This is a genomic window from Streptacidiphilus anmyonensis (genome assembly GCF_000787855.1).
Lineage (GTDB): Bacteria > Actinomycetota > Actinomycetes > Streptomycetales > Streptomycetaceae > Streptacidiphilus > Streptacidiphilus anmyonensis.
The window spans coordinates 38,813-62,461 of the sequence record NZ_BBPQ01000038.1 but is presented as its reverse complement, the minus strand read 5'-3'; the positions used below and the strand labels follow the sequence as shown (position 1 = coordinate 62,461).

The window sequence follows — 23,649 nt, the reverse complement described above, 5'->3', positions numbered from 1 at the left end:
GAACGGGGCCCGGGAACCACACGGAGGGGGAAGCACATGCCTGACTGGTCGGGTGGCGGCGCCAACAAGGGCGACGCCAGCACGAACACCACCGGAGCCGAGGAGACCACTGCGGCCACCGAGGCGGACACGAACGCCGAGGGGTTGGCGAGCGCTGACACGGTGATCGAGATCGGCGGCGAAGGCGCGACGTCGAGCGAGTCGACTGAAGCGGGCTGAGGGAAGCACGAGGCCCCGGCACCCGAGTACGGGGCTGCCGGGGCCTTCTGCTGTGCTGGGGTCAGCCGCGGACGATGTTCTCGGCCTGCGGACCCTTCTGGCCCTGGGTCACGTCGAACGTCACCCGCTCGCCCTCCTGCAGCTCCTTGTACCCGTTGCCCGAGATCGCCGAGTAGTGCGCGAAGACGTCCGGGCCGCCGCCGTCCTGCTCGATGAAGCCGAAGCCCTTTTCCGCGTTGAACCACTTCACGGTGCCCTGAGCCATGCTGATCTCCCGTTCGGGACGGAGGGGTACTCAGATTGTGGGTACCCCTGGATGGGTCGCGTCCACGAACAGCAGATGAAGCGGTACAGCGGACAGCGAAGACGTGATCACGCTACGCCAGATCGACTCCGCCCGGCGCCAAGCAGCCACACGACGACTTCAAAGGCTGACGCGACCTCGGCCCCTCGCTCGGCGACCGGATCCGACAGCACACGAAAACGCCGCATCCTGATCACGAACCTGACACAACTCACAGGTAGGTCCCTCAGCCCCTGACATGGTGGCGGCTCCAAACCCTCAGTGCCAGGAGCCTTGCAATGTCACAGAGTTGGGGACCGAACACGCCGCAGCCGGGTCAGCCTGGATGGACCCCGCCGCCGGCCGCGCCACAGAAGAAGGGCGCTGGCTGCGCGAAGATAGGTTGCCTCGGCGTCGCCGCGGTGGTCGTCATCATCGGGATCGCAGCCGTGGCGACCAACAAGTCGAGCAGCACCACCACGAGCAGCAGCCCGACCGACAACCCCAGCGTGGGCATCACCACCCACAGCGTCGTGAACTCCGGCAGCGGCAACAGCGCGCCCACCACTGTGGCCGCCGCACCGGCCGGACCGCTCCTGAAAGTCACCGGGAACGGCATCAAGAACACCAAGCAGTTCACCACCGGCGACAACTGGACGATCAACTACACCTACGACTGCACCGGGATCATGGGCGGGCAGGGCAACTTCCAGGTCTATGTTGACTACCCCAACGGCGACATCCCCGTGAACGAGCTCGGCGCCAAGGGCAGCAGCAGCTCGACCGCGACCGGCGCTGGCACCCACACGCTCAAGATCGCGTCCGAGTGCCCGTGGACCGTCACCGTCACCAACGGCTGACCCCTACTGCGCAAAAGCCCCGGCGCCCGTGGTGGGCGGCCGGGGCTTCGTCGTGTCTACTTCACCACTTCCGTCGCCTCGGCTTCGCCGGCGGCTGGGCGCGCAGCCACTCCGCCAGGGCGACGGCGGTCTCGGGATCGCATGTGAAGCCCACCCCCCTGTCCGGGGCCTGCACCTTGAAGCCTGCGGCCTTGAGCGCAGCCAGGAGCTCCTGCTGTGCTGCCTCAGCCTCTGCCTTGCTTTTCTGCGCTTCCTCCGCCTCCGGGCTGGCAGCCCACGTCTGGCCGACGGTGCGGTAGGCCGCGACCTTGGTCGACAACGGGCGGCGCGGCTGTTGCTCTGTCATGCGGAATCCTTCGCGTTGATCCACTGGTCGGTGATGTCTGTGAACAGGTCGTCCGCCTTGTCGACCAGGCGGCCGTTCCGTTCGGATGCCTTCCGGCGTGTGAAGTAGCCGATGGTGGTCGACGGGTCGGCGTGATCAGCGAACGCCTGGATCTCGGCGAGCGGCTCTCCATCGTCGATCATGTGGGTGATGCGGGACGCACGCATGACGTGCGGGGTGACGTCCCGGCCGCCAAGCACCTTCGCCCGCTTTCCGAGGCGGGTGACGGTGCGGTCGACTGCGAACCGGTCGAGAGGCTGGCCCTCTGGGTCCACGAGCAGGGGCCCGCTGGTGCGCTCGCCGACGTGGAGTTCGAGGAGGCCAGCCACGCTCGCAGACAGCGGCAGGATCCGCTCCTTGCCGCCTTTGCGGGTGAGGTCGAGGCTGGTGCGACCGGGCTTTACGATGCGCTTGCCCACGTCGAGGGCGCACATCTCGGAGACGCGACCGGCGAGTGTGTACAGCAGCAGGACGACCAGGGCCTCGAACGGGCTGTCGGCGGCCTTCACGAGCTCCTGCAGCTCCTGGACCTCGAGCACAGGCGTTGCACTCGAGGTGTCGTGCCGGTCGATGCGCGGCCGGTGGTCCTCGGAGTCGACGGGGTTGACCAAGCCGGGCCAGTCGCGGCGGGCAGCGTGCTCATGCAGCGACGACAGCGACGACAGGCGGCGGGCCATGGAGCGGTCGCTGCCGCCGCGGGCTTCCTGCAGGACACGCCACGCCGTGAGGTCCTCATAGGCGAAGCAGCCGAGCCGGAACGGGGTGCGACCGAGGTCGGCAGCGAACCCCGCCCAGAAACGGATGTCGTCGGCGTAAGCCCGGCGGGTGGCCTGGGAGCGACGCTTGCCGGACGACAGCCACTTGATGACGGACTGGAAGGTGTCGCGGTCGCACAGCTCGGCGAGGAGGTCGATTCGGTCGGCCTTCGGGTCGGTCCGCCGGTAGCCGAGGCGGACCGTGCCGAGTTCCGCGCGGAGATGGTCGGCGATCTCCTCGCCGATGGACAGGCCCGGCCGCGCGACGTCGGCCGAGGACCGGACGGCGGGCAGATTCTGAGGCATGGTCACCACACCATCGTAGCCTCATAACCTGAATTATGAGGCTGGTTCGTGGTGTCCTAGGGCACCATGCGGAAGGGCCGGATCCGGCTACGCCGGGCGCCTCAGCGGGTGGTCCGCGCCGGCGTCGTCGACTGCCGCGGCGAACAGCTTCGCCCGCTCGTCGTCGTCCAGGACGAAGAGAGCGGCGATCCGGGAAGCAACCGCCCTCGAGGGCACCCGCTCGCCCGACTCCAGCCGCAGCAGGTACGGATGCGAGACCGCGAGCAGGCGCTCGGCCTCCCGTAGCCGATAGCCGGCCCGCAGCCGGGCCCGGTTCAACAGCGGGCCGAGCCCGGCTGGCGGCGTCCGCCTGATGCGCTGCTCCATCCCGTCCACCTTCACAGAAGCTGCGTCGTGCCGACCGGCACCCACGGCTGAGTCGGCGAGTAGTTGACCGTCCCGGCGGAGGAGAGCGTGCCGGCCGTCTCAGGGGTGCGCACAAGGAAGGCATCGGAGATGTAGAGCAGGTTCGACGACGTCGGCGTGCCGGGCTCCGTCGGGGCGAGGCTGCAGTACGCGGCGGTGGGCGGCACCTGCCCGTACGTCGTGGCCTGGGTCCACGCCGCGGCCGTCAGGGCGACGGTGTTGAACGTCGTCGACAGGTAGTTCTGCCCCTGGTCGAACCAGTTGATGTTGAGACTGAACGTGCTGTACCCCGTCGGCGAGTAGAACCACCCGGTTCCCATCACCCACTGGCTGTTGCCGTAGGGACTCTGGGTGACGGGCAGCAACTCGGTCGAGGCGAACGCCTGCGTCCCGCCGGCCGGGGTCAGCAGCCCCGAGAAGCTGAACCCGCCATGAGTCTGCGCCGACGACCGGGTGAGCGTCCCGCCCGTCGCCGTCCACGGCAACGTGGTCGTGACGAACGTGGGGTTCGCGTTCAACGGCGGGTTCGGGTTGCCGGTGGTCTCCAGCAGCGCCGTCAGCAAGCCCTGGTTGTTGTACAGCAGCGAACCAGTGGACTGCGCCACGCTGAACAGCGGATCCGGGTCCTGCCACAGGTGCAGAAGCCTCCCCGAGGCGGAGCCGTCGTACAGCTGCATCGGCACCGACGAACCGGACGTGATCGTCGTCCACGTCCCCGACCACCGGTTCCCCTGCAGGGCGCTGACCGAGTAGGCCGAACCTGCCGAGGAACTGTCGATCAACCCGATCGACACGTAGTCGCTGGCCGACGTCGCAGGCACGGTCCGCACGACCACGTGGTACGTCGCGCCGTTGGTGAGTCCCGTGGCGGGCAGCGGAACGGAGACCATCGGCGCCGGGGTCAGCTTGCTCACCGACACCTGAGGCGTCGACGGGTCGACCGCGACCACGTCGTAGGTGCCGTCCCCGTTGTCGAACGCACCCACGACGAAGGACGTGAACCCGGCAGGCGTGACCCAGTCGGACTGCCGCCAGTACGGCCCCAGGCCGTTCGCCGTGACCGCCAGAACCTGCACGGGCTCCGAGGTGCCGCCGCCGATCCACAGCAGCAGATCCCCCGCGAGGCACAAGCTGAAGCCGGGCACATATGAGTCGCCCACAGCGGGCATGTTGGGGCCCGTTTGCCATGTTCCCAGCGTGCCGTCCGCGTGGATCGCGGCGAAGTAGGTCGTGGCGACGGCCGAGAAGCTGGCGGTGTCGCCGCCTGCGACGATCAGCCACCCGTTCACGGCGAAGCAGGTGAGGGCCGACAGCGCCACCGGGAGCGGGTTGACGGCCGTCCAGTTCCCCAGCTGGCCGTTGTTGACGCTGTTCATGTAGACGGCTGAGGTCGCCGTCTGGGCAGCGCCCGCGAGGCCGCCCACGCTGTAGACGTAGCTGCCGTACGAGGCGGCACCGCCCTTGTTGATCTGCGTGGGCAGGGAAGTCTGCTGGGACCAGGCCCCGATCACTCCCGTGCCGGAGTTCCAGGACGCGGTGTAGACGACGGCAGTCGGGGCGGTGGCGTACCCGCCGATCGTGACAATGGTGTCGTTGCAGACGACGGGGGCCGCCAGCTCGAGGCCTTGCGGCAGCGCCGGTTGCGGCACGGGCTGCGACAGCATGCCGCCGCCGGCGTAGAAGGTGCTGAAGACGTAGGGCAGCGACGCCGCCGAGCCGGTTTGAGTGCGTCCGCCCACGCTGATGATGAAGTTGCCGTTCACGAGGAACGACGCGAAGGTGCTGAACCCGCCTGAGTCCGATGCCGGCTCCGTCCAGGGGACGACGGTGGCACTGCCGGTGATGAAGCCGTTGTTGTTCGCCTCCGTCGCCACCGGGCCGCCGTTGGGCAGTCCTTCCTGGGCCGCAACCTGGTTCAGGTAGGCAGCTGAGACCTTCGTGGCCGCGATCGGACTGGAGAGGTTCGGGGACCCGGCGGAGTCGGGGTACAGCGTCACCAGCACGTCGGCGCCGTTGCCGGCCGGGAGCAGCGGCAGGACGACGCGTCCCAGGGTGGTGCCGGACATGGTCAACGGCTGGTCGATGTCGACGTTGCCGGCCGGGGTGTGCCATTGGAAGTTCTGCCCGCCGTGCACCGGAGTGGCGACGCCGGCCCCGGTGTAGACCGGCGTGACGCCATGTGCGCCGAGGAACTGGTTCAGGTGCGCGGACGCCGAGCTGGCGCCCAGGTTGCCCGGCATGCCGTTGACCGGAGCGGACCAGGTGGGAGTCGTCACTGGCGCACTCCGCTCTCGGCCTCGAGCTGCAGGCGCGCGGCCAGGCCCTCCTGCTCCTCGACGCTGGCGTCGGGCATGTGGTGGGCGGCGATGGCGGCGTACAGGACGGCGTCGTGCTGGTCGGCGGTGGCGTGTTGGGCGAGGGCGACGAAGCGCTCCACGAGGTTCACGGGTGCCTCCAAGGGGGTGGGGGTGGGTGGAATGCGCAACGCGCCGGCCCCGGAGCCCCGGCGGAGGCTCGACGGGACCGGCGCGCAGCCCGGCGGACATGGAAGAAGGTGCCGGGCTTCCCGCCGACGAGGATCGCGGCGAGGGGTCTGGTTGGTTCAGTGGTCGGACGGCGGCTCGTCCGGGGCGGTGGCCGCGGCCCGGTCGGCGTGCCAGCGGGAGAAGGCCGCGAGGACGGCGACGGACATGTCCGCCCCGATGTCGGCCTGCTCCTCAGCGGTTCGGGTCTGCAGGTGCCAGTGCTGCTTCAGGTCGTGGAACTTCGCGACCACCTCGTCAGGAGCGGTCATGGCGGTCCCCTTCCTGTGGGTCAGAGCGCGCGGCGCGGACCGTTGGCAAGGATGTGCTTCAGGACGCGCTGCGACGCCCGACTGAGGTCCCGGGCGACCTGGTCCTGCTCGGCGGCCGTGTAGTCGCCGCCGGAGAGCACCTTCTTCATCTGCAGGGCGGTCGCGCGAGCCTTGGCAATCCCGAGTTCGGGGTCCTCCCCGGCAGCGGCCTCGGTCTGCGCGGAGCGCGTCGGCTGCGGCTGCTTCTTCGCCGGGGCCTGGTCGGCGTCCGGGTCGCTGACGGGTGTGATCTTGGAGGGGTCGACGATGCCGAGTAGCCTGCCGCTGCTGGAGAACACGGCAACCGGATCGTCGTCGCCCTTGGCCTTCAAGATCAATGCCTTCGTCACGGGGCGGATGGTCTTGGGGCGGGGGGTGGGCTTGGAAGCCATGATGGTCCTTCCTGGTCAGCGCTGGTTGATGAGGGCGAAGTTCGGGCGGAACGGGGCGGGCATCGACGTGAGCTGCTCAGGCTTTTCGTCGAAGTAGACGAGACTCACGTAGTCCTGCAGCCGGCCCGCCAGCTCGTCGACCTGCGCCTCGGGACGGGTCGGGTCGATCCAGTTCAGGACCCGCCGCTGCTCGCCCTGCAGGGCGAGCACGCGCTTCGCCGCCTTCGCGAGCTGGCCGTCCATCTCCGTGGTTCCGATCTCGACGACCCGGGCGTCCGCTACCCGCTTCTGCCCGTCGAGGGCTTGGGTGACCTCGTCGACCGCACTGAGACGGTTCCGCGCCGCGACGACCTGGTCGACGTCGCCGGCGTCCCGTGCCTTGGCGAGCTCGATGCCGATCTCTTCGCGTTCGATGCCGCGTTGGTCAATCCGCTCCTGCAGACCGCTGATGGTCTCGCCCAGCGTTTCGAGCTCCTGGTAGAGGGCGACGACGTGAGCCTCGGCGGCGGGAATCACGTCGGCGAGCTGCTCAGCGGCCTGGACGGCGAAAGCGCGTTCCTCGAGGGGCTCGGCGGAGCGCTCGGTATTCGCGGCCTCTGTGGAGAGCTTCCCGGCCTTGCTCCCGGCCTCCTGCAGGACGCGGTCGGCTTCGGCGCGGAGTCGGTCGGCCTCGGCCTGGGCGGCGCTGAGCACGGCCTCCCGCTCGGTGCGGAGCTGTACGGCGCGGTCGCGGATTTCCTGCACCTGGGCGAGGAGATTCGCTGATGTCTCGGTGGTACTCATGACTGCCCTCCTCGGGTCAGTGACGGGCGGGCGGCCCGAGGTGCGCTCGATCCGTCGGTAGCGCCCACCCGGTCTTGCGGGTGCTGTCTGCGCTGGTATCCACGGACCTGCTGCTCCCAGTGGGCGACGCCCTGCGAGTAGGTGGTCGGCCGCTCGAGGATCGCGAGGGCCTGCCTGAGTAGGTCGGCGACCTGGGCGAGGTTCTGGGCGCACGAGCAGGCGTCCGGACGCTGCTCCTTTGTGGCTGGTGACCTCATGTCATGCCGCCTTGTTGGCTCGTTCCGTACGGCTCGCCTGCCACGTCGCCACGCTGTCCGCGTCGAGCACCCATGCGCCGCGATGGCCTGACCGCGTCCCTCGAAGGTCGCCTTTGCACGCCAAGCGTCGGATCATCTCCGGGCTCACGCCGACCAGCTGTGCTGCTTCCGCTGCAGACAACCGCTCTGACACTCCAGAAGGTCGCGTGACGGAACTTCGGGTGTCGCGTGCGGTTCCGGAACCGGCCTCTGACGTGCGCGCCTGAAGCTGCTCCGTGCGGAACTGGATCGCGGCACGCCGGACCTCCTCGCGGATCTCGACCAGGCGACGGGGCACCTGGCCGTCGCGGCGGCCCAGGGCATCGAGGAGCTGACCCAGGTGACGGTTGAGCTCGGCACAGTCGGAGCCGTCGAGGACGACGAGGGGACCGCGGAGGCGTACGGCCATTCAGACCGCCCCCTCGGCGGCCCAGTCGAGCGCCAGGCACCGCAGCCATTCCGGGCCGCCGTCGGTCTCGCGGATGCACCACGCGAGCAGGCCGGCGAGCACCTTGGTGACGTCCGTGTCGGCCTCGGCGACGATGCTCTCGACGACGTCGTCCGACAGCCCCCAGAGGCAGGCTGTGACCGCGGCGAGGGCGGCGGCAGGCGCATCGTCGTACGCGGCCTCTGGGGGGCTGTCAGCAGCCTCGGCGGCCTCGTACTGGGAGCAGCGGGCGCCGATGCCCGCACGGGCGGACAGGTGGTCGCGCAAGAGCCTGTTGCACCGCCGGCAACGGGCTGGGATGAGCTGGGGCATGAGCGGTCCTTCGGGTCGTTCGAACGGGTGGGGCACGAGCGGGGCTCCGGCGGAAGCCCCGGTTTGGTGACGCTGTGTCTTATAAGGCAGCGGGTCTCAGATTTCCCCGGTCAGGCGGCGGGTGCCGCTTGGCCCGGAGCTGGTAGGCGAGGAGCGTTCGCGCGGACTTGATGCGCTCCACCTCCTCGGCCGTGGCCAGTGGTGCCTCCCTGGCCTTCGAGAGGAGTTCGGTCCAGCGGAGCGCGGCCTCGACCATCTCTTCGGCTCTCCGATGCCGGCCTACGGTCGAGCCGCCGTGTGCGCGGCAGGGGCCGAGTGGGTCGTCGGCGCCGTGGCCGGTGTACTGCTGGCACGGCTGGCCGTCTTTGCGGGGGCGTCCGCAGCGCGGGTGTGGCCCGTGGGTCTTCGGGGCCTTGGCGGGCTTGGGTTTCGGGGGCTCCGGGGGGATGACGGCGTCCCACCAGTCGTGGAGGGCGTTGTAGACGCGCTGGGTTTCGCTGCTGGGGCCGATCAGGGTGATCTGGCGGAGCCTGGTGTGCCGGGCGGCTTCGCTGAGTGCCGAGTAGAGGTCGGTGGTGCGGAAGGCGGTCTGGTCGACCCAGGCAAGGACGCGGTCGTCGAGGACGCGGTAGGTGCCGGCGGGGCCGAGGATGGGGTCGCCGCGGCCTTGGTCGGCGCGGTACTGGTGCCAGCGTCTGATGTGGGCTCGCTGGGGTGTGGTCACGGGTGTCTCCGTTTTTTACGGCGGCCTTCAGGGGACGGCACTTCGGTGGTCATCGCGAACGTTCGTCGTGCCCTCCACGCGCGCGGCCGAGGGGCCGGTCGGAGCTGGCCTACGTCGGGTAGTCCGACAACTTGATGACGTCCTCGGACTACCGGATCTCGCCGTTCAGGCGGCGGCCGGGATGCTTCTGCGCTCGGGTACCCAGACCAGGCCGCACGACTGGGAGAGGCACCGGACGACTTCCTTGCGGGTGCCGCCGATGACGGCGTGGCCGACGTGCTGGGCGCGGACGACGCCGCGGCAGGACGGGCACAGCAGCTGCACGACGACCTTCCTCTGGCTCTTGGTGCTGACGCGGGCGAGACGGGTGGTCACGTGGATCACGCTCCCTTCGGAGATGGTGTTTGTGGTCGGTCGTGGGTGATTTGCCTGATCAGGGGGATTGTTGACGCTCGACCAGGCCCTCGGTCGGGCCCTACAGTGCGCGGCATGTCCAACACCACTCGTCTTGTACTCCGGTGCCTTGTCTTCCCCGCGGTCATTACGGCGCTCGTGCTGAGCAGTCCGGCAACCAGCAGTCCGGTGCACTGGGCGATCCGTATCGGGCTCATCACGCTCACGTGGTCCTGGGCGGGGTGGGTGTTCTGGTTCAACCTGGATCCGGAGCGAGTGGCCCGATCCCGTGCCAAGGCAGATCTGAAGCGCAGCCTGCGGTAGGGCAGGGGAGGTGCCGAAGTCGTCGGTCACGCTGGATCAACGCTGCTCGCCCTTCTTCTGGCGGTGGTCGGCGAGCTGCTTGAGGTGGGCGAGCTTCTCGACGTTGGCGCGGTCGAGCCTGAAGTCGATGCGGCCGAAGGCATCGGTGTACGGCGTCGCCTCGATCCCGAACCGGGCGCAGAACGCCTGGAAGGCGGCGGGGTCGAAGTCGTCAGGATGGGTCACGGCTGGCCGCCGGTCGGTACCGGGCGCAGGAAGTGGCGGCGGACGGTGGCGTGGGGGTCGTTGCCACCGGGCCGGATGGGCTGCATCTCGCCGTTGGGGCCTTCGGTGTAGATGACGGTGGCGCCGCTGGCGAGGTCGGCGGCGAGTGTGGCGAGCTCCTGGCAGTGGCGCTGCACGGTGGCCCGGTCGGTCTGCTCGATGGAGTGGATCAGCGCGAACTTGATGAGGCTGAGGCCGTGGGCGGCGTCGCCGAGGCCGGTGTCGAAGGCGCAGTTCTCGCAGAGGGTGCCAGCGGGTGTGACGACGACGTAGTGCTCGAACGGGGTCTCGTCGCCGCACCTGGGGCAGGTGCCTTCGCGGGGCTCTTGGTGCTCGACGATGCGGGGCCGGGTCATGGCTGGGTTCCTTTCTGCTGGTGGTGGTCGGCGATGCGGAGGCGGGCCGCGCGGAGTCCGTTTCTGTGCTCGACTCCGACTTGGCGGCGTTCGCTGAACTCGGCTCGGGTCTGTCGGCGTTGGTCGGCGCGCTGTTTGGCGGAGGCGACTTGGGCGCGGACGCGGGCCTCGGACAGCTCGCGCAGCTGCGCCGCGAGCTCGGGATCGAGGCCGCTCATATGAGCACCGCCTTGCCTTCGGCGATCAGCTGGCAGGCCTCGGCGTAGTTGCCGACGATCGCGCGTGCCACGCGCCTGAACGCCCGCTGGTAGCAGCGCGAGCAGGCGTGCAAGGGGTTGCCTCGGCTGTGCCCGCAGACGGCCCGGAGGGTGCTGTGGAACTCCGCGTCCACCTTGGCCGACTCTGCGATCTCGTCCTCGGTGCCGTGGTCGACGGGAAGGCCGACTCGTTCGGCGAGTGCGAGGCCAGCCGGGCTGAGTGGACCCTTCACGTGCAGCTCACGGGGGCAGGAGCTCTTGAGGTCGCGGTACACGGTCTCCGCGATGCCCTGCCGCCGGTGTGTGGGCGTGACGTAGATCAGTTCGATCGAGTAGCGAGCGGTGTCGATGGAGCAGAACGCGACCATGGCCGGGCCGTCCCACACGGTGAGGGTTCGGAGGTGGAAGCCGACGGGGTGTCCCATGGGGGCGAAGCGGGTGCGCTCGAAGTCCTCGGCGAGGTAGAGGGTGAACAGGTCGGTGATCTGCTGGACGTGCTCGGGCTTTGCCGGGTCGAAGCCGGTGAGCACCAGGTGGGTCTGATCGGGCATGTGGAACTCCTGGGAAAGCCGTCCGCTGGAGGGGTCCCGGTCCGACGACGTCCTCGTCCCCCTATAAGAGGGGGGACGAGGGACGAGGTCGTATGACCCCGTCCGGGACGAGGTCGGGACGAGCGGGACGAGGTCGTGAAAGCTGTCGTTAGCGCAGGCCAGATGCTGCGTGACCTCGTCCCATGACGACCCGTCAGGGCGGGACGAGGTCAGGTCAAGATCCGGGACGAGGTCATTTGCCGTCTGACCTGGGCTTATAGGGGACGCCCCAAGAGCGGCAGGAAGTCTCCGGGACGAGCGGGACGAGGTCGCGGACATCAAGCCGCTTCCCCTTCCTCGAGCGGGAGCTCACCGCTGGGCAGGCTGTGCAGCACCGCGTTTCGGGCACCTGGTTCCGTGAGCAGCGCGCCACTGTCGACCAGGTCGTTCAACGCCCTGCGGGTGACCGTGGCGCGCCCAGATACCCGCTCCTCGATGTCCTTCTTGCTCAAGGGCTTCTTGGCCCGCTGGAGGGCCGCGACGATGGCCTTCTTGCGGTCCTCGATCTCAACGGTCTCCTTCTCGTGCGCCAACTCCTCTGGGGTGGCCTGGGAGACCTCTTCAGCGGGGCGCTCGTACGGCTCGTACAGGAAGCCGCGGACCTCGGTTTCGCTGCACGACTCGACGACCAGGTCGGCGAACCAGTGCATTCGCTCACCGCCCGGAAGGGCATGCCGACGCAACTGCGCCGGACGGTCCTTGGCAATCCGCACCCGCGACCTGCCGGTGAGACCGACCCCAAAGGGCGCGACGGCCTCCACCACGTACTTCACGCCGTTGATGCCGTTCAGCTTGTGCACACCGCCGAGGGAGTACCGGCCGCGGCTGTCCCGGTCTTTCACGACGTGGTCGAGGGTGACGACAGCGGCTCCGGTGGAGGCGAGGGGCCTCAGCAGGTGCCGCCCGAACTTGGCGATCTCGGTGTTGTCTTTCAGCTCCAGGCCGAACATGGCCATGGCCTCAGTGATGCCGTCCACGACGACGAGCGTCGGTGTGACACCGCTGACCATGCGCACGAACCGGTCGACATCCCCAGTTCCCGGTGCGAGCTCCGGGCGGACGTAGTGGAAGTACGCGCGCAGCTGGTCGGGCTTGCCGCCGAGCTGCATGGCCCGGCCGATCACTCCAGCGGCCTCGTCCTCGAAGTCGAGGTAGACGACGTGGTTCCCGCGACCGACCTCAACGAGGCAGGCGATGAGTGCGAACCAGGTCTTACCGCCTTCGGACTCGCCGGAGACGTCGTTGAGCCGGCCAGGGTAGAAGAGGCCAACCCCGTCGTGGCGGGCGCCCACGGTCGGCATGATCGGCTTATGCGTGCCGTCCAAGACGTCGGACAGGTCCGTGAAGCCCCAGCTGGATGTTGTGGGCTTCGTAGGCGCGAGGCCGGCCGCCCTCGCCTGCAGTGAGGCGACTGTCTCGGCGGCGGCCTCAAGCGACCGCTCCAGGTCTTCGCCGGTCCTGACGCGGAATGCGGCGCTCTCGAGATCCGTCACGGCCTGCTGGCCTACCGCGGTGAGCCGGAGCTTCTCCGCCTGGTAGTCCGCGACACCGACATCCCTGTCGCACAGCATCGAGATGATGTGCTGGCCGCCGATGCGCCGAATCTCATCGGGCGTCAGGTCCAAGGCGAGCGCTGGCGGGTCGATGGGCAGGCCGGCCGGAATGCGGTCGGAGAGCATCTCGACCAACTTGCGGGCGGCGGGCGTTCGGAAGGACTGGATACCGCCGGCGAGCTCGATTAGGCGGTCGAAGTCTGCGGGGTGCGCGCGAGCCGTCGCCGCGACGACCTCTTCGAGGTACTTCCGGTCCTCTGCCTCCTTCTCGGTCATCATGGATGGCCCCCTGAGCGGGCAGAGGCTTCGGCGATGTCGTCGCCGAGCTGGATGACCACGTGCGCGATCCGGCGGGCGGTGGAGCGCTGCAGGTTCGGCGTGGGCCTATCGCGGATGTACGCGCCGATGTCGGCCATCAGCTGGTCGTACCTCGGGCGCACCTGCAAGGACGACGTCACACCGTCGTCGTCCTCGTCGCGGCCACCACCGGGGCGGCCGTCGTAGCTGGTCAACTTGGGTTCTCCACCTCTGGGAGCAATGAGCGGGGGGAAGCCCGTGCCGGTAGACCGGCGGACCCACCGGACACGGGGTCGAGCAAGGGGTGGAGCTCAGTCAGGTCTGGGGATCAGCGCGACGACGTTGCGCTGCTCGTGGACCGCGGCACTGGCGGCGGCCTTGTCGAGGGCGTAGCGGGCGATGGCGAGCCACGCGCCGTCTTCGCGGACGAGGTAGGCGGCGAGGCCGTCGGCGATGGTGTCGAGCAGCGGCTCGGCGGCGGCCTTGGCGGCGGCGAAGTCGCCCCGCGGGCTATCCCGGTGGGCGGCGGCGTAGAGCTCGTCCCAGATGGCGACCTGGGTGTCCGTCATCCCGCAGGCGACGGCGCCGGTCTGGCCGTCGAGAGTGGCGCAGATCAGCCAGTCGGGCTGGTCAGGCGCGGGGAGTGCAGCGGGTGCGGCGTCGGTGTCACCCGAGCAGCGAACACAGGTGGTGTCGCTCACAGGTCACCGCCTCGGCTGGCGCGGAGGACGCCGAGGGCGACCTCGAGGTCGCGGTGGGTGGTGGTGTCGGTCTCGACTTCGATCAGCCACTCGAGGCACTCGACCGGGCGCGGCGACTTCAGGACGCCCATCAGCGTCACGAAGAAGGCCACCTTGTCGAGCTCCTTGGCCAGGTCGTAGAGCTCCTCGCCCGTGGGGGCGGCGGCGATGGCGGGGTGCTGAGGCATCGACAGGATGCCGAATTGGGTGGCGACCGGAGCGGACACGGTGGCCGGGATGGCGCTGGTTCTCGGTGCTGTCGTCGTGGGACCATGTCTGTGGAGCATGTGCACCTTCTTGCTGGTCAGACGGTTGGGACGGTGTCGTGCTCGGCAAGCGGCGTCAGGGGTGCCACCCTGGCGCCGTCGCCGTTGATGCCCAGGTACGCGAGGACGTCGGCGCGGCGGACGAGGCGTCGGCGGCCCTCAAGCAGGACAGGAACCGGGTAGGTCCCGGCCTTCGCCCTTGCGTACGTAGTGGGCCGTGAGAGGCCGGCCGGGCTCCCGCCAAGCGCAGCTGAGGCAGTCGGCCAGACGGGGACGATCGCAGGCAGGGCGAGGATCTCGTCCACGCTCATCGGGTCGACGCGAGTCGCGTCCGTCGGGGCGGTCACGCCGCCTCCGCTGGAGCAGAGAAGTGCTCGCGGAGTGCAGCAATGAGGGCTCCGTAGCGGATCGCGGCGATGCCACGAGGCTTCCGGATGCCCTTCTCCCAGCGCCAGACGGTGGACTGGTCCACGCCGCACTCGTTGGCGACCTCGCTGATGGATAGCTGTGCTGCGGCTCGCAGGCGCTGAGCTTCGCCACTGCTCAGGGCAGCGCGAACCTCTACGAGGCGCAGAGCGTGTGCTTGTGCCATAACCAAACCTTAGCCACTGCCTTGCCATTAAGGCAATAAGCGGCATGGGAGTGGCTGCCCGTCATCTGGCCATTGGCTGGCCTGATCCTTGCCGAGCCGGTGGCGCTACGGCATCATGGCCGCATGGACCCGAGTCTCGTTGCCCCTCCTGGCTGGCGCTTTGCTGCTTATCCGTGGTTCGCCATGGATGAAGTCGACGAACTTCCGAAGCTTGTCCAGGTTGGGCCCGTCCTTCTCCCTCAGTTCTTTCACTTCACGATTGGCACCGAGGGGATGTGGGATACGAAGCAGCCCATTGGTGACAGGGACTTCGTCCTGTATGCCAATCTACAAATTCTCGAGGGAACTGTGCGGATGCAGTCCGCGCAATGCTTTGGGGATGATATTGCGTCAGCCTTTTCAAAGGCCATGACCGTTCTTCCGGCTGACCGCTGGATTCCCACGGCTATTCATTTCATCACCCAATATTTGGTTGAGTTCGTAAATCAAGGCCACGTGCCTGACCTGCCATACAACCTGTGGGACGTCTCGGCGCTTGGGTCCCACGACAACCCCAAGAGTGCTGTGGAGTGGCAAGAAAAGCTCAGGGGTGAAGCCGCCGAGGCATACGCGGCTGCGCGCAATGCCCCTACTCCGGGGAGGCGGCGCCGAATCACAGACGAATTCCTGCGCGAGGTCGCTCGCGTATATATGCTGGAGGATGAGGCTGGATTCCCGCCCACGCGGGCGGTTGCTGACCACTTCAAGGCTCCACACTCAACGGCGGCAAAGTGGGTTGGTGCAGCGCGACGGAAGGGACTCATTCCGCCTATTGGTCAGGACTAATTGGAGGGCTTGTGTCTTCTTCGCGTCGCGGCGGCGGTGTCAGTCGGCGGTGTGAGTGCCGCGGCCCGGACGGCAAGCTGCTCGGCAAAGCCTGCCCCGAGCTGGCCAAGCGCACCCACGGCAGCCCCTTCGTCCGACAGGAACTCCCGCCTGGGAAGCGCGAGGATGGCAGTGAGCAGCGTCGGATCTTCCGACGCGTCGGCTACGCCACCGTCAAGGATGCGCAAGCAGACCTCGACAAGCTCCGCGCCGTCCTCGACCTCGTCAGCGACGACCCCGACGGTGCCGAGCGCGTTGCCCAGCTCCTGCAGCAGGTCGCCCGCGACCGCACGCCGATCCCGGACGCGGCCGAGGTCAAGCGCAAGCTCTCAGTCGGCGTCGAACTCGACGGCAAGATGACCGTCGGCGAGTGGCTCGACCGATGGGCAGCGGCCAAGAAGACCCGCGACAACACGACGAACGGCTACCGGTCCCACATTCGGGTGCACCTCAAGCCGCGGATCGGCCACCATCGCCTCGACCGGGTCACCGCCGGTCACCTGGTCGAGATGTTCGACGCCATCGCGGACGCTAACGAGGTCATCCAGGCGGAGAATCAGGCCCGCCGTGAGCAGGTGGAACGGTGCAAGGCCGGGCGTCCCGGCCGGCCCAGCGACGAGAACCGCGCCCGGCTCGAGGTGGAGCGGGCGAAGCTGGCCGCGATGCCGCCGTTCCGCCGCATCACCGGCCCGACCACCCGGCAGCGGATCCGCGCGACGCTCCGGGCTGCGCTGAACACCGCCATCACACGGCAGCTCATCACGCACAACTGCGCCGAGCACCTTGAGATGGACGCCGCGAAGCGCCCGAAGGCCCTGCTGTGGACGCCTGACCGGGTCGAGCACTGGCGCCGCAGTGGAGAGAAGCCGTCTCCGGTCATGGTGTGGACGCCGGACCAGCTCGGCGTGTTCTTCGACCAGGCCGAGGGGCACCGGCTGTTCGCCCTGTATTGGCTGATCGCCATGCGCGGTCCGCGGCGGGGCGAGGCGATCGGCCTGAACTGGCCTGACATCGACCTCGACCGCGCACAGCTCACCTACGTCACCGAGCTGGTGCAGGACGGCTGGGACGTCGTGGAGACGGCGCCGAAGACAGACGACAGCGCCGCGACGATCGGCCTCGGCCCGGCGACGGTCGAGGTACTGCGCGAGCACCAGGCCCGCCAGCTGGCGGAGCAGCGGGCGGCAGGCAAGACGTGGGCGGACACGGGGAAGGTCTTCACAACCGAGTTGGGGGAGTGGCTGCACCCGGAGTACGTATCCGACGAGTTCCAGCGCCTGTACGAGGCCGCCGGCCTGCCACCGATCAACCTGCGGGACCTGCGGCACGTCGCTGCCACGCTGATCCACGCGGGCGGCGGTGATCTGCACGCGATCAAGGAGGTGTTGCGGCACTCCACGATCACGCTGACGTCGGACACGTACACGAGTCTGCTGCCCGAGGTGGACCGTGAGATCGCTGCGAAGTCGGAGGGGCTCGTGCCGCGGGCTCGGAAGCCGGTGCAGGACGTGGCCGCGGGGGAGGTAGCGGAGTAGTCTGGGAGCAGTTTGAAGGCCCTCGCGGACCGGTCCATCGGACCAGGTGGCGGGGGCCTTTCTGCTGGCCCGCTGCTGGCCCGAATGCACTGTAATGAGCAGTCAGATTGAATCAGAGAGAATCACGTGGCGAGCGCGATACAGTGCTCTGAGCTGGGGATTCGCGAAGTGGGAGTCACGGGCACGCACGGCTGATCAGAGCGAATCAGAACAAGCTGCGGACTTTTAATCCGTAGGTTGTGGGTTCGAGCCCCACGCGCCCCACTCAACGATCAAGCCCCAGCCAGGGAAAACACCTCCGGCTGGGGCTTTCTGTGTCTCTGGGGAACGGTCAAACCGGGCGCTGCTCGCTCGCTGCTCGCTCGAAGCGCAGACGATCGTGCCTCGGTGGCGCGTCCGGGCGTCCCTTTGCGTGGCCGGCCGCTCCTGCGCGCCCGACGCTCCGCCAACTCCCGCTCGGCCTGCTCCACTTCCGGGCCTCGCTCACCCTGGGTCGCCGTCGCCGTCGCCGTCGCCGTCGGCCTCTCCGCGCTCGCGCTCGCCATCCTCGCGCTCGCCATCCTCGCGCTCGTCGTGCCCGCCTCTAGTAGGCAAGAGGGGCCCCGGTCGACGAGCCAGGGCCACTCTTCGTGCCGTCTGGGTGGGAGCCCCGGAGGAGGTGTACCAGGGCTCCCGTTGCCGGGCGGTTGCGTGGACGCCGCACGGCAGGGCGCGGTCGTCGGGTGGGAGGCCCGGACCTGCGTCGTACCCATCAAGCCCGGCATGCGGCGCCGGGAGCAAACGCGGTGGACCGTCCGGACGACCGGCGGTCGTCCCGAGCGCGACCGCTCCGCACCCGGGAGCGGGTGGATGGGCTCGCAGGGGGTAGGTGGTATGCGGGGTCTTCGGAAGGCGGCACAGCATGGGCGCCGGCATGGACCGCGCGATGACCGGATACTTCACTGCCCCACTGATCGCAGCCGGTGGCCCCGACGCGTCAACGCCCGCGGCGGTATTCCTGCGGCAGCGGCAGACGCTGTGGCGGGAGCGCGCAGCCATGGAGCCGTCCACCGCCCGGGAGGCTCTGCGCTGGGCCACTCGGCGCGTCACCACCGCGGAACCGGCGGCACACCTGGAGGCCGTGGAGGACCGCACCGCTCTTGAGGACTGGATGGCCGAGCGGCGGATCCACGGGTTCCGCTACATCGGACGCACCCTACTGGGCTGAGCGGTCCCCTGCGCGGATGCAGCCCTTGACGGGAACCGTCTGCTTCGCCAAGATCGCCGCCGATGGCCCTGCCGCATCCCCCCGTCGGCAGGGCCACCACCTTGCAAGCCGCCTGCTGGCGCGGAACCCGACTCCTGCGACGTCGACGCCCTGATCCTCCCGCGACCAATCGGTCCCACTCCGGATGCGGGCGCCCCGGCACCATCCGGCCGGACGCCGCCCACGCCGCGGCAAGGTCACTGTCAACCACGTAGTCGGCGTCGAGGTCGAGCTCGTCCAGGCGGCGCGGCGGCAGAACTCAGCATGGTGGTGCTCAGCGTGGGACGGCTCGGTCATGCCGGCCAGCCTCCGATGCCCGCACGGTGATCGCCTCCGTGTTCGCCCATTCGCCGCTCGACCGCCCTCGCCCTCGAACTGGCCGCGCTCGCCCTCGCGATCATGGCGGTGATCCTGCGTGGCTTGTGGCGAGACATCGCAGGCAAGCAGGCCGGTCAGGGCCTGGCATGCTCCCAGCACCCGGACCGGGGTCCGCTGGTGTGAACCGGGCGGTGTGTCGGATCGAAGGAGGGTCCTGGCCTGGATCCGGCGATCGACAGTGGCAGAAGGCGATCCCTCGCCGAGACCTCCTTCCGTCGTCTGGAGTTGATCGTGACGTTCTCACCGTCAGGGGCCGCCGACCGGCAGGTCCCCGGTGCGGGTCGCCGGGGCCGGACGCTAGCCGTCGCGGCCGGGGTGCTCTGCGCCGCTGTCGTGCCGGTCGCGCTGTCCGGTACCGCCCTTGCGGCGGGCAACTGCACCACCACCGGCCAAACCACCACCTGCACCTACGCCACCACCGGCGCCGACCAGACCTTCACCGTCCCCGCCGGAGTCACCCGACTGGCCGTCACCGTGACCGGCGCCTCAGGCCAGAGCGCGACCTTCGGCGGGACAGGCGGCAGCGGCGCCACGGTGACCGGCACCGTCACCGTCACACCGGGCAGCACCCTTTACGTCAACGTCGCCACCGGGGGCGGCCCCGGCGGCGACCCCACCGACGGTCCAGATGATGGCGGCGGCGGTACCGGCGGAGGTTCCAGCGACCTCCGCACCTGCAACTCGACCACCGCCGGCTGCGTCCTGACCGGCGTCCCCGCAACCGACCCCCGCCTCATCGTCGCCGGCGGCGGCGGCGGAGGAGGCGGCGGAGGCGACTCACTTGACGCCAACCCCTCGGCCACCGGCGGGAACGCCGGGGACACCGGAACGGCCGGCGGCAGCGGCACGCCCCCACGAGCCGCCCATGGCGGTGGCGGCGGAACCCCGACCGCCGGCGGCAGTGGGGGACTTACCTGCGCAGTCAGCCCCGGATCTGCCGGGATCGGCGGCCAGCCGGGTGCCGGAGGCCAGGGCGGAGCATTCAGTGATAGCGCGTTCGGCGGAGGCGGAGGAGGAGGCGGCTGGTTCGGCGGGGGCGGCGGCGGAGGCTGCGGCTCCGTCGCAGAGATGGGCGCCGTGGGGCCTGGTGGCGGTGGAGGCGGGTCGAACCTCGTCCCCTCCGGCGGAACCTCCGGGACTGCGTCGGGACCGGCGCAGGTGACCATCAGTTACACCGTGGGCAAGCCGGTGAAGACGACCCTGACGGCGCTGCCGCCTCGCACCCGGGTCGGCCTGCCGGTTGTCCTCAGCGACATCGTCTGCCCGACCGCAGGCTCCACGACCCGGCCCACCGGCACCGTCACGTTCACCGACGCCACCACCGGCAAGACCCTCGGCACCGGGCGCCTCTTCCTGTCCCTGGGCAACTGCGCGGCAGCCGGGACCGTCACCGCCTTCCGCACCACCGGCACCCACACGATCACCGCGGTCTACAGCGGCGACAGTGTCTACCAGGGCAACAGCGGCAATCCCGAAACCACGATCGTCACCGTCAACTGACCCTGTTTCGATCAAGCGACAGCCCCCGTGCACGAGCCGGTGCACGGGGGCTCTTTGCTGTCCGCACGCTCTCCCTGATGGATGCGGACAGGCCGACCCTGGGCGCGCAGCGGCACGATAGTCCCCGGCCAGGCGGCTCTACCTGGTGCCGCGCCGCCCGTCGTGGCAGGGGCAGCCACACCCATCCGGACCGCTGCCGAGCGTCTTGATGACGCCCACCGGCAGGCATTCCCGCTGCTGCAACTGGGAGCCCCGGTGCACGGACCGAAGAACGATGATCCCTCCGTTGTCAGCGCATGGATCGCTCCCGGACACCGTCGTGGCCGAGCAGACGCCCCGTCAAGGGCGCGTAGATGCGACATCTCGGGGTCGGGGCATTCGGGTGGCACCCCGCATTTTGCGGGTCCCGTGACAGGCTGCTGGGGACGCTGAATGCATGAGCCAGCGAACGCGCATCAATGCGACGGTCCCGAACGGGCGCGTCGAGGACGCAAAAGCGATCTTGCGTGACCTGACGGGGAGGGAGCCGGGGTGGATGCACCGCATCGACAGAGACACGACCTCAGTCGGGACCGAAGTGGCTGGGGACCAGACCGTGGATGTGCGGGAGATCATCGCGGAGCTCGGCACGGATATCGAGTTTGTGGTGCAACTCGCCCCGTAGCGCATGAGGCCTCGCTGCCCGGTTTCAGAAGGGCCAGCCATTCGGGCTCTGCCGCCGGGCCAGGGACCGGTTCGGCGGGCGGTCGGCGCCCGTGGTACCGGGCTGGTAGCCCCAGCCGTGGCAGTCAGGGCACAGGTCACATCATCGGCCTCGGCGGCAGCGCCAGCAGCACCTACTGCCCGGGTCAACCAGACGACCGATGACCACACGGAGGGGGAAGCACATGCCCAGCTGGGGAGGTGGCGGCGCCGACAAGGGCGACGCCGGCACGAACACCACCGGAGCCGAGGAGACCACCGCGGCCACCGGGGCGGACACGAACGCCGAGGAGTTGGCGAGCGCTGACACGGTGATCGAGACCGGCGATGGCGCGACGTCGAGCGGGTCGACTGAAGCGGACTGAGACAAACGCGTGGCCCCGGCGCCCGAGTGGGCAGCCGGGGCCTTCTGCTGTGCTGGGGTCAGCCGCGGACGATGTTCGCGGCCTGCGGGCCCTTCTGGCCCTGCTCGACGTCGAAGCTCACGCGCTCGCCCTCCTGCAGCTCCTTGTAACCGCTGCCGGAGATCGCCGAGTAGTGCGCGAAGACGTCCGGGCCGCCGCCGTCCTGCTCGATGAAGCCGAAGCCCTTTTCCGCGTTGAACCACTTCACGGTGCCCTGAGCCATGCTGATCTCCCGTTCGGGACGGAGGGGTACTCAGATTGTGGGTACCCCTGGATTGGTCGCGTCCACGAACAGCACGAGCGGTACAGCGGACAGCGAATGCGGTGATCACGCTACCCGGCGTCGTGACCGTCTGGCTACGTGAGGTGGTCATCCCTTCAGGGCGGCGTACGCCGCCGAGCGACTGATGACCAGCGGGCGCGCGGCCTCGGTCACCGTCTTCCCGGTGCCGACCAGGTGCCGCGGCGTCTCGACCTCCGACGGGCCGATCCGGCAGGGGCGGCCCATCTTCTACTTGCCGAGCAGCATCTCACCGGACTCCTGCCGGCGCTTCGTCGCAGCGATGCCCTCCGCTTGGCGCTCGGCGCGCAGCTCCCGCTGCGAAGTCGGAGGGGCTCGTGCCGCGGGATCGGAAGCCGGTGCAGGACGTGGCCGCGGGGGAGGCGGCGGAGTGGCCTGGGAGCAGTTTGTAGGCCCTCGCGGACAGACGGGCAGGCCCCGGCTCGCCGGGGGTGCCCGGGGCCGGGGCCTGTGCGTGGTGCAGGTGCTGGTGCGTGGTGAGCGTGGAGGTCAGCCGCGGGTGACGTTGGCGGCCTGGGGGCCCTTCGGGCCCTGCTCGACGTCGAAGCTGACCGGCTCGCCCTCTATGAGCTCGCGGTAGCCGTTGGAGTTGATGGCGCTGTAGTGGACGAACACGTCCGGGCCGCCGCCCTCCTGCGCGATGAAGCCGTAGCCCTTCTCGGAGTTGAACCACTTCACAGTGCCCGTTGCCATGCAGGTCTCCCGTTCGGAACGAAGGGCACGCGCGGTGCGTGCCCCAAGGTCGGTCGCGTCCTCGAACAGCTCGAACAGCAGGGGTGCAGCGGCAGCACGGTGGACAGCGAACTACGCTCGTCACGCTACCCGCCGCGCCCGCTCCGTGAACCGGTTCCTTGCAGAACATTCGCCGGAAGCGAGGCGACACTTGGCCCATGAGTGAACGGATCGGGATCAGTTGGGCGGAGATGCGGGCGCGTCTCGTCGGCGCGCGGAGCTACTGGGTGTGCACCGCGTCCCCGGCCGGGGTGCCGCACGCCATGCCGGTGTGGGGCGTCTGGGTCGGGGAGCGGCTCTGGTTCAGCACCGGGAGCGGAACGACGAAGGCCCGGAACCTCGCCGCCAACCTGCGGGTGAGCGTCCATCTGGAGAGCGCGGCGGAGGTCGTCTCGGTCAGCGGCGTCGCCACGGCTGTGCCCGAAGCCGCGCGACCGCCCGAGGTGGACGCGGCGTACGCCGCCAAGTACGCACTGCCGCGGACCGGTGAGCCGGCCTCCATCGTGGTCGGCGGCTCACCGGTCTTCTCGGTGACGCCACGTCGCGCCCACGGGTGGTTCGAGGGCGCGTTCGCGGAGTCGATGACGCGCTGGCGCTTCCCGGAGACGGGGGGCGAGCCGGTCGCCGAGGCGATGAGCTATCCCGCGGACGCGCAGTAGCGCGGTCCGGTCGCCACCGGCCGAGCCACGGAGCACGCCACCGGTTGGGCCGCGGAGCACGCCACCGGCCGAGCCACGGGCCACGGGCCACGCCGCCGGCCGTGCCACTGACCGCCACAGAGAAACCACAAAGAGGGTTCCTACTCTCGCCGAGCCAGCGGGCGAAGCCCACCGACGCGTGCCCACGCGCACCCGCCCGCTGCGAGCTCGGAAGGAGACGACCATGCCCCTCGTCATGCTCAAGCGCGCCCGTCTCGTGGTGGTCGGAGTCGCCGTCGCCGGCACGCTGCTCGCCGGAGGCCCGGCGTTCGCCGCGTCCGGCGGCACGGCGAGCACCGCCGCGCAGGCGCCGAAGGGCGACGGCGCGCACGCGCTGTGCCTGCGCGTGCCCAAGCTGCAGCGCCGCATCGAGCGCGACCTCACGCGCCTGGCCGGCGGCGCGACCGTGCGCGGCTCGGTGGCCCGCCTGGAGGCGCGCGTCGCCGACGCCAAGAAGCTGAACCACACCGCGATCGCGACCTACCTCCAGGACCGTCTCAACACCCGTGAGGCCATGGTCGGCACCCTGAAGCAGCGCCAGACGGACCTCCAGGGCGTCCAGGCCTGGTGCGGCGTGAACGACAACGGCAAGGGCGCCAAGTGAGCACGGGCGCGCACCGGCTGAGGGCCGGTCTCGCCGCCGCGGCGGTCGCGGC

At 69.5% G+C, this 23,649-nt stretch carries 37 protein-coding genes and 1 tRNA gene; 12 read left to right on the top strand and 26 right to left on the bottom strand.

The window, feature by feature from the left end:
• Positions 1 to 36 precede the first annotated feature (36 nt).
• Entirely contained in the window at positions 37 to 219 is a 183-nt protein-coding gene (locus tag TR50_RS27145) for a hypothetical protein (protein ID WP_042427437.1), read from the top strand.
• A 61-nt stretch (positions 220 to 280) separates the two neighbouring features.
• Here the strand turns inward: TR50_RS27145 and TR50_RS27140 are convergent, their stop codons facing one another.
• Positions 281 to 484 (bottom strand): cold-shock protein, encoded by a 204-nt coding sequence (locus tag TR50_RS27140; protein ID WP_042427435.1) that lies wholly within the window; start codon positions 482 to 484, stop codon positions 281 to 283.
• Positions 485 to 951: 467 nt separating this feature from the next.
• Here TR50_RS27140 and TR50_RS45880 point away from each other — a divergent pair, with 467 nt between their 5' ends.
• A complete protein-coding gene (locus tag TR50_RS45880) occupies positions 952 to 1,362 on the top strand; it encodes a hypothetical protein (RefSeq protein ID WP_160311195.1) in 411 nt (136 codons plus the stop codon).
• Between the two features lie 61 nt (positions 1,363 to 1,423).
• Here the strand turns inward: TR50_RS45880 and TR50_RS27125 are convergent, their stop codons facing one another.
• From TR50_RS27125 to TR50_RS27080, 12 genes are all read right to left on the bottom strand, one after another.
• Entirely contained in the window at positions 1,424 to 1,708 is a 285-nt protein-coding gene (locus tag TR50_RS27125) for a hypothetical protein (protein ID WP_042427427.1), read from the bottom strand.
• Positions 1,705 to 2,808, bottom strand: a complete 1,104-nt coding sequence (locus tag TR50_RS27120; protein ID WP_236654609.1) for a tyrosine-type recombinase/integrase — start codon at positions 2,806 to 2,808, stop codon at positions 1,705 to 1,707. The genes TR50_RS27125 and TR50_RS27120 overlap by 4 nt, the downstream gene beginning before the upstream one ends.
• A gap of 87 nt (positions 2,809 to 2,895) precedes the next feature.
• Positions 2,896 to 3,174 carry a helix-turn-helix domain-containing protein gene (locus tag TR50_RS27115; RefSeq protein ID WP_042427552.1) on the bottom strand — a complete coding sequence of 93 codons (279 nt, stop codon included), beginning with the start codon at positions 3,172 to 3,174 and terminating at the stop codon, positions 2,896 to 2,898.
• A gap of 11 nt (positions 3,175 to 3,185) precedes the next feature.
• On the bottom strand, positions 3,186 to 5,489 hold the full coding sequence (locus TR50_RS27110) for a Kelch repeat-containing protein (protein WP_042427425.1): 2,304 nt from the start codon (positions 5,487 to 5,489) through the stop codon (positions 3,186 to 3,188).
• Positions 5,486 to 5,659: a hypothetical protein gene (locus TR50_RS47055; protein ID WP_160311194.1), complete on the bottom strand. Its 174-nt coding sequence runs from the start codon at positions 5,657 to 5,659 to the stop codon at positions 5,486 to 5,488. Before TR50_RS47055 ends, TR50_RS27110 begins: the two co-directional genes overlap by 4 nt.
• A gap of 156 nt (positions 5,660 to 5,815) precedes the next feature.
• A complete protein-coding gene (locus TR50_RS27105; RefSeq protein WP_042427422.1) occupies positions 5,816 to 6,007 on the bottom strand; it encodes a hypothetical protein in 192 nt (63 codons plus the stop codon).
• Positions 6,008 to 6,027: 20 nt separating this feature from the next.
• Positions 6,028 to 6,438, bottom strand: coding sequence for a hypothetical protein (locus TR50_RS27100; RefSeq protein WP_042427420.1), 411 nt, complete (start codon positions 6,436 to 6,438; stop codon positions 6,028 to 6,030).
• Between the two features lie 15 nt (positions 6,439 to 6,453).
• A complete protein-coding gene (locus TR50_RS27095; RefSeq protein ID WP_042427417.1) occupies positions 6,454 to 7,221 on the bottom strand; it encodes a coiled-coil domain-containing protein in 768 nt (255 codons plus the stop codon).
• 258 nt (positions 7,222 to 7,479) lie between these two features.
• The gene (locus tag TR50_RS44655) at positions 7,480 to 7,926 is read right to left on the bottom strand and encodes a helix-turn-helix domain-containing protein (RefSeq protein WP_084701039.1); all 447 of its coding nucleotides are present in this window, start codon (positions 7,924 to 7,926) and stop codon (positions 7,480 to 7,482) included.
• Positions 7,927 to 8,277, bottom strand: coding sequence for a DUF6011 domain-containing protein (locus TR50_RS27090; RefSeq protein WP_042427415.1), 351 nt, complete (start codon positions 8,275 to 8,277; stop codon positions 7,927 to 7,929).
• A 79-nt stretch (positions 8,278 to 8,356) separates the two neighbouring features.
• Positions 8,357 to 9,001 carry a hypothetical protein gene (locus TR50_RS27085; RefSeq protein ID WP_042427413.1) on the bottom strand — a complete coding sequence of 215 codons (645 nt, stop codon included), beginning with the start codon at positions 8,999 to 9,001 and terminating at the stop codon, positions 8,357 to 8,359.
• A 165-nt stretch (positions 9,002 to 9,166) separates the two neighbouring features.
• Positions 9,167 to 9,376, bottom strand: a complete 210-nt coding sequence (locus TR50_RS27080; RefSeq protein ID WP_042427411.1) for a hypothetical protein — start codon at positions 9,374 to 9,376, stop codon at positions 9,167 to 9,169.
• 114 nt (positions 9,377 to 9,490) lie between these two features.
• On the opposite strand from TR50_RS27080, the gene TR50_RS45875 reads away from it, so the two are divergent.
• Entirely contained in the window at positions 9,491 to 9,718 is a 228-nt protein-coding gene (locus TR50_RS45875; RefSeq protein ID WP_152648662.1) for a hypothetical protein, read from the top strand.
• A 36-nt stretch (positions 9,719 to 9,754) separates the two neighbouring features.
• On the opposite strand, the gene TR50_RS27075 is transcribed toward TR50_RS45875, so the two are convergent.
• The 10 genes from TR50_RS27075 to TR50_RS44650 all read right to left on the bottom strand — a co-directional run bounded on the left by TR50_RS27075 (position 9,755) and on the right by TR50_RS44650 (position 14,633).
• The gene (locus TR50_RS27075; protein ID WP_042427409.1) at positions 9,755 to 9,943 is read right to left on the bottom strand and encodes a hypothetical protein; all 189 of its coding nucleotides are present in this window, start codon (positions 9,941 to 9,943) and stop codon (positions 9,755 to 9,757) included.
• On the bottom strand, positions 9,940 to 10,338 hold the full coding sequence (locus TR50_RS27070; protein WP_042427407.1) for a hypothetical protein: 399 nt from the start codon (positions 10,336 to 10,338) through the stop codon (positions 9,940 to 9,942). Before TR50_RS27070 ends, TR50_RS27075 begins: the two co-directional genes overlap by 4 nt.
• Positions 10,335 to 10,556, bottom strand: coding sequence for a hypothetical protein (locus TR50_RS27065; protein ID WP_042427405.1), 222 nt, complete (start codon positions 10,554 to 10,556; stop codon positions 10,335 to 10,337). The genes TR50_RS27070 and TR50_RS27065 overlap by 4 nt, the downstream gene beginning before the upstream one ends.
• Positions 10,553 to 11,146, bottom strand: a complete 594-nt coding sequence (locus TR50_RS27060; RefSeq protein ID WP_042427403.1) for a hypothetical protein — start codon at positions 11,144 to 11,146, stop codon at positions 10,553 to 10,555. Before TR50_RS27060 ends, TR50_RS27065 begins: the two co-directional genes overlap by 4 nt.
• A 317-nt stretch (positions 11,147 to 11,463) precedes the next feature.
• Positions 11,464 to 13,017, bottom strand: a complete 1,554-nt coding sequence (locus TR50_RS27055; protein ID WP_052441362.1) for an AAA family ATPase — start codon at positions 13,015 to 13,017, stop codon at positions 11,464 to 11,466.
• Complete coding sequence (locus TR50_RS27050; protein ID WP_042427401.1) at positions 13,014 to 13,250, bottom strand: hypothetical protein; 237 nt, start codon at positions 13,248 to 13,250, stop codon at positions 13,014 to 13,016. The genes TR50_RS27055 and TR50_RS27050 overlap by 4 nt, the downstream gene beginning before the upstream one ends.
• A 96-nt stretch (positions 13,251 to 13,346) precedes the next feature.
• Positions 13,347 to 13,736: a hypothetical protein gene (locus tag TR50_RS27045; protein WP_042427393.1), complete on the bottom strand. Its 390-nt coding sequence runs from the start codon at positions 13,734 to 13,736 to the stop codon at positions 13,347 to 13,349.
• Positions 13,733 to 13,963 carry a hypothetical protein gene (locus TR50_RS27040; RefSeq protein ID WP_152648661.1) on the bottom strand — a complete coding sequence of 77 codons (231 nt, stop codon included), beginning with the start codon at positions 13,961 to 13,963 and terminating at the stop codon, positions 13,733 to 13,735. The genes TR50_RS27045 and TR50_RS27040 overlap by 4 nt, the downstream gene beginning before the upstream one ends.
• Before the next feature lie 116 nt (positions 13,964 to 14,079).
• Positions 14,080 to 14,388 (bottom strand): helix-turn-helix transcriptional regulator, encoded by a 309-nt coding sequence (locus TR50_RS27035; protein ID WP_052441360.1) that lies wholly within the window; start codon positions 14,386 to 14,388, stop codon positions 14,080 to 14,082.
• Positions 14,385 to 14,633, bottom strand: coding sequence for a helix-turn-helix domain-containing protein (locus tag TR50_RS44650; protein WP_084701037.1), 249 nt, complete (start codon positions 14,631 to 14,633; stop codon positions 14,385 to 14,387). The genes TR50_RS27035 and TR50_RS44650 overlap by 4 nt, the downstream gene beginning before the upstream one ends.
• 123 nt (positions 14,634 to 14,756) lie before the next feature.
• Here TR50_RS44650 and TR50_RS45870 point away from each other — a divergent pair, with 123 nt between their 5' ends.
• From TR50_RS45870 to TR50_RS27010, 7 genes are all read left to right on the top strand, one after another.
• Positions 14,757 to 15,458, top strand: coding sequence for a hypothetical protein (locus TR50_RS45870; protein ID WP_152648660.1), 702 nt, complete (start codon positions 14,757 to 14,759; stop codon positions 15,456 to 15,458).
• Positions 15,459 to 15,469: 11 nt separating this feature from the next.
• The gene (locus TR50_RS27030) at positions 15,470 to 17,032 is read left to right on the top strand and encodes a site-specific integrase (protein ID WP_042427388.1); all 1,563 of its coding nucleotides are present in this window, start codon (positions 15,470 to 15,472) and stop codon (positions 17,030 to 17,032) included.
• 156 nt (positions 17,033 to 17,188) lie between these two features.
• Positions 17,189 to 17,296: transfer RNA gene (locus tag TR50_RS45865), tRNA-Lys, on the top strand.
• Positions 17,297 to 17,933: 637 nt separating this feature from the next.
• The gene (locus tag TR50_RS43005; protein ID WP_052441359.1) at positions 17,934 to 18,239 is read left to right on the top strand and encodes a hypothetical protein; all 306 of its coding nucleotides are present in this window, start codon (positions 17,934 to 17,936) and stop codon (positions 18,237 to 18,239) included.
• Between the two features lie 648 nt (positions 18,240 to 18,887).
• Positions 18,888 to 20,156 (top strand): Ig-like domain repeat protein, encoded by a 1,269-nt coding sequence (locus TR50_RS49840; RefSeq protein WP_160311193.1) that lies wholly within the window; start codon positions 18,888 to 18,890, stop codon positions 20,154 to 20,156.
• A gap of 436 nt (positions 20,157 to 20,592) precedes the next feature.
• Complete coding sequence (locus TR50_RS27015) at positions 20,593 to 20,820, top strand: hypothetical protein (RefSeq protein WP_042427382.1); 228 nt, start codon at positions 20,593 to 20,595, stop codon at positions 20,818 to 20,820.
• A 223-nt stretch (positions 20,821 to 21,043) separates the two neighbouring features.
• Positions 21,044 to 21,223, top strand: a complete 180-nt coding sequence (locus tag TR50_RS27010; protein WP_042427379.1) for a hypothetical protein — start codon at positions 21,044 to 21,046, stop codon at positions 21,221 to 21,223.
• Positions 21,224 to 21,281: 58 nt separating this feature from the next.
• On the opposite strand, the gene TR50_RS27005 is transcribed toward TR50_RS27010, so the two are convergent.
• From TR50_RS27005 to TR50_RS27000, 3 genes are all read right to left on the bottom strand, one after another.
• On the bottom strand, positions 21,282 to 21,485 hold the full coding sequence (locus TR50_RS27005) for a cold-shock protein (protein WP_042427376.1): 204 nt from the start codon (positions 21,483 to 21,485) through the stop codon (positions 21,282 to 21,284).
• A 147-nt stretch (positions 21,486 to 21,632) separates the two neighbouring features.
• Positions 21,633 to 21,770 carry a hypothetical protein gene (locus tag TR50_RS49190; protein ID WP_236654606.1) on the bottom strand — a complete coding sequence of 46 codons (138 nt, stop codon included), beginning with the start codon at positions 21,768 to 21,770 and terminating at the stop codon, positions 21,633 to 21,635.
• Positions 21,771 to 22,052: 282 nt separating this feature from the next.
• A complete protein-coding gene (locus TR50_RS27000; protein WP_042366921.1) occupies positions 22,053 to 22,256 on the bottom strand; it encodes a cold-shock protein in 204 nt (67 codons plus the stop codon).
• Positions 22,257 to 22,453: 197 nt separating this feature from the next.
• On the opposite strand from TR50_RS27000, the gene TR50_RS26995 reads away from it, so the two are divergent.
• Both TR50_RS26995 and TR50_RS26990 read left to right on the top strand, forming a co-directional pair.
• The gene (locus TR50_RS26995) at positions 22,454 to 22,954 is read left to right on the top strand and encodes a pyridoxamine 5'-phosphate oxidase family protein (protein ID WP_042427374.1); all 501 of its coding nucleotides are present in this window, start codon (positions 22,454 to 22,456) and stop codon (positions 22,952 to 22,954) included.
• Between the two features lie 223 nt (positions 22,955 to 23,177).
• Positions 23,178 to 23,597, top strand: a complete 420-nt coding sequence (locus tag TR50_RS26990; protein WP_052441357.1) for a hypothetical protein — start codon at positions 23,178 to 23,180, stop codon at positions 23,595 to 23,597.
• Positions 23,598 to 23,649: the final 52 nt, after the last annotated feature.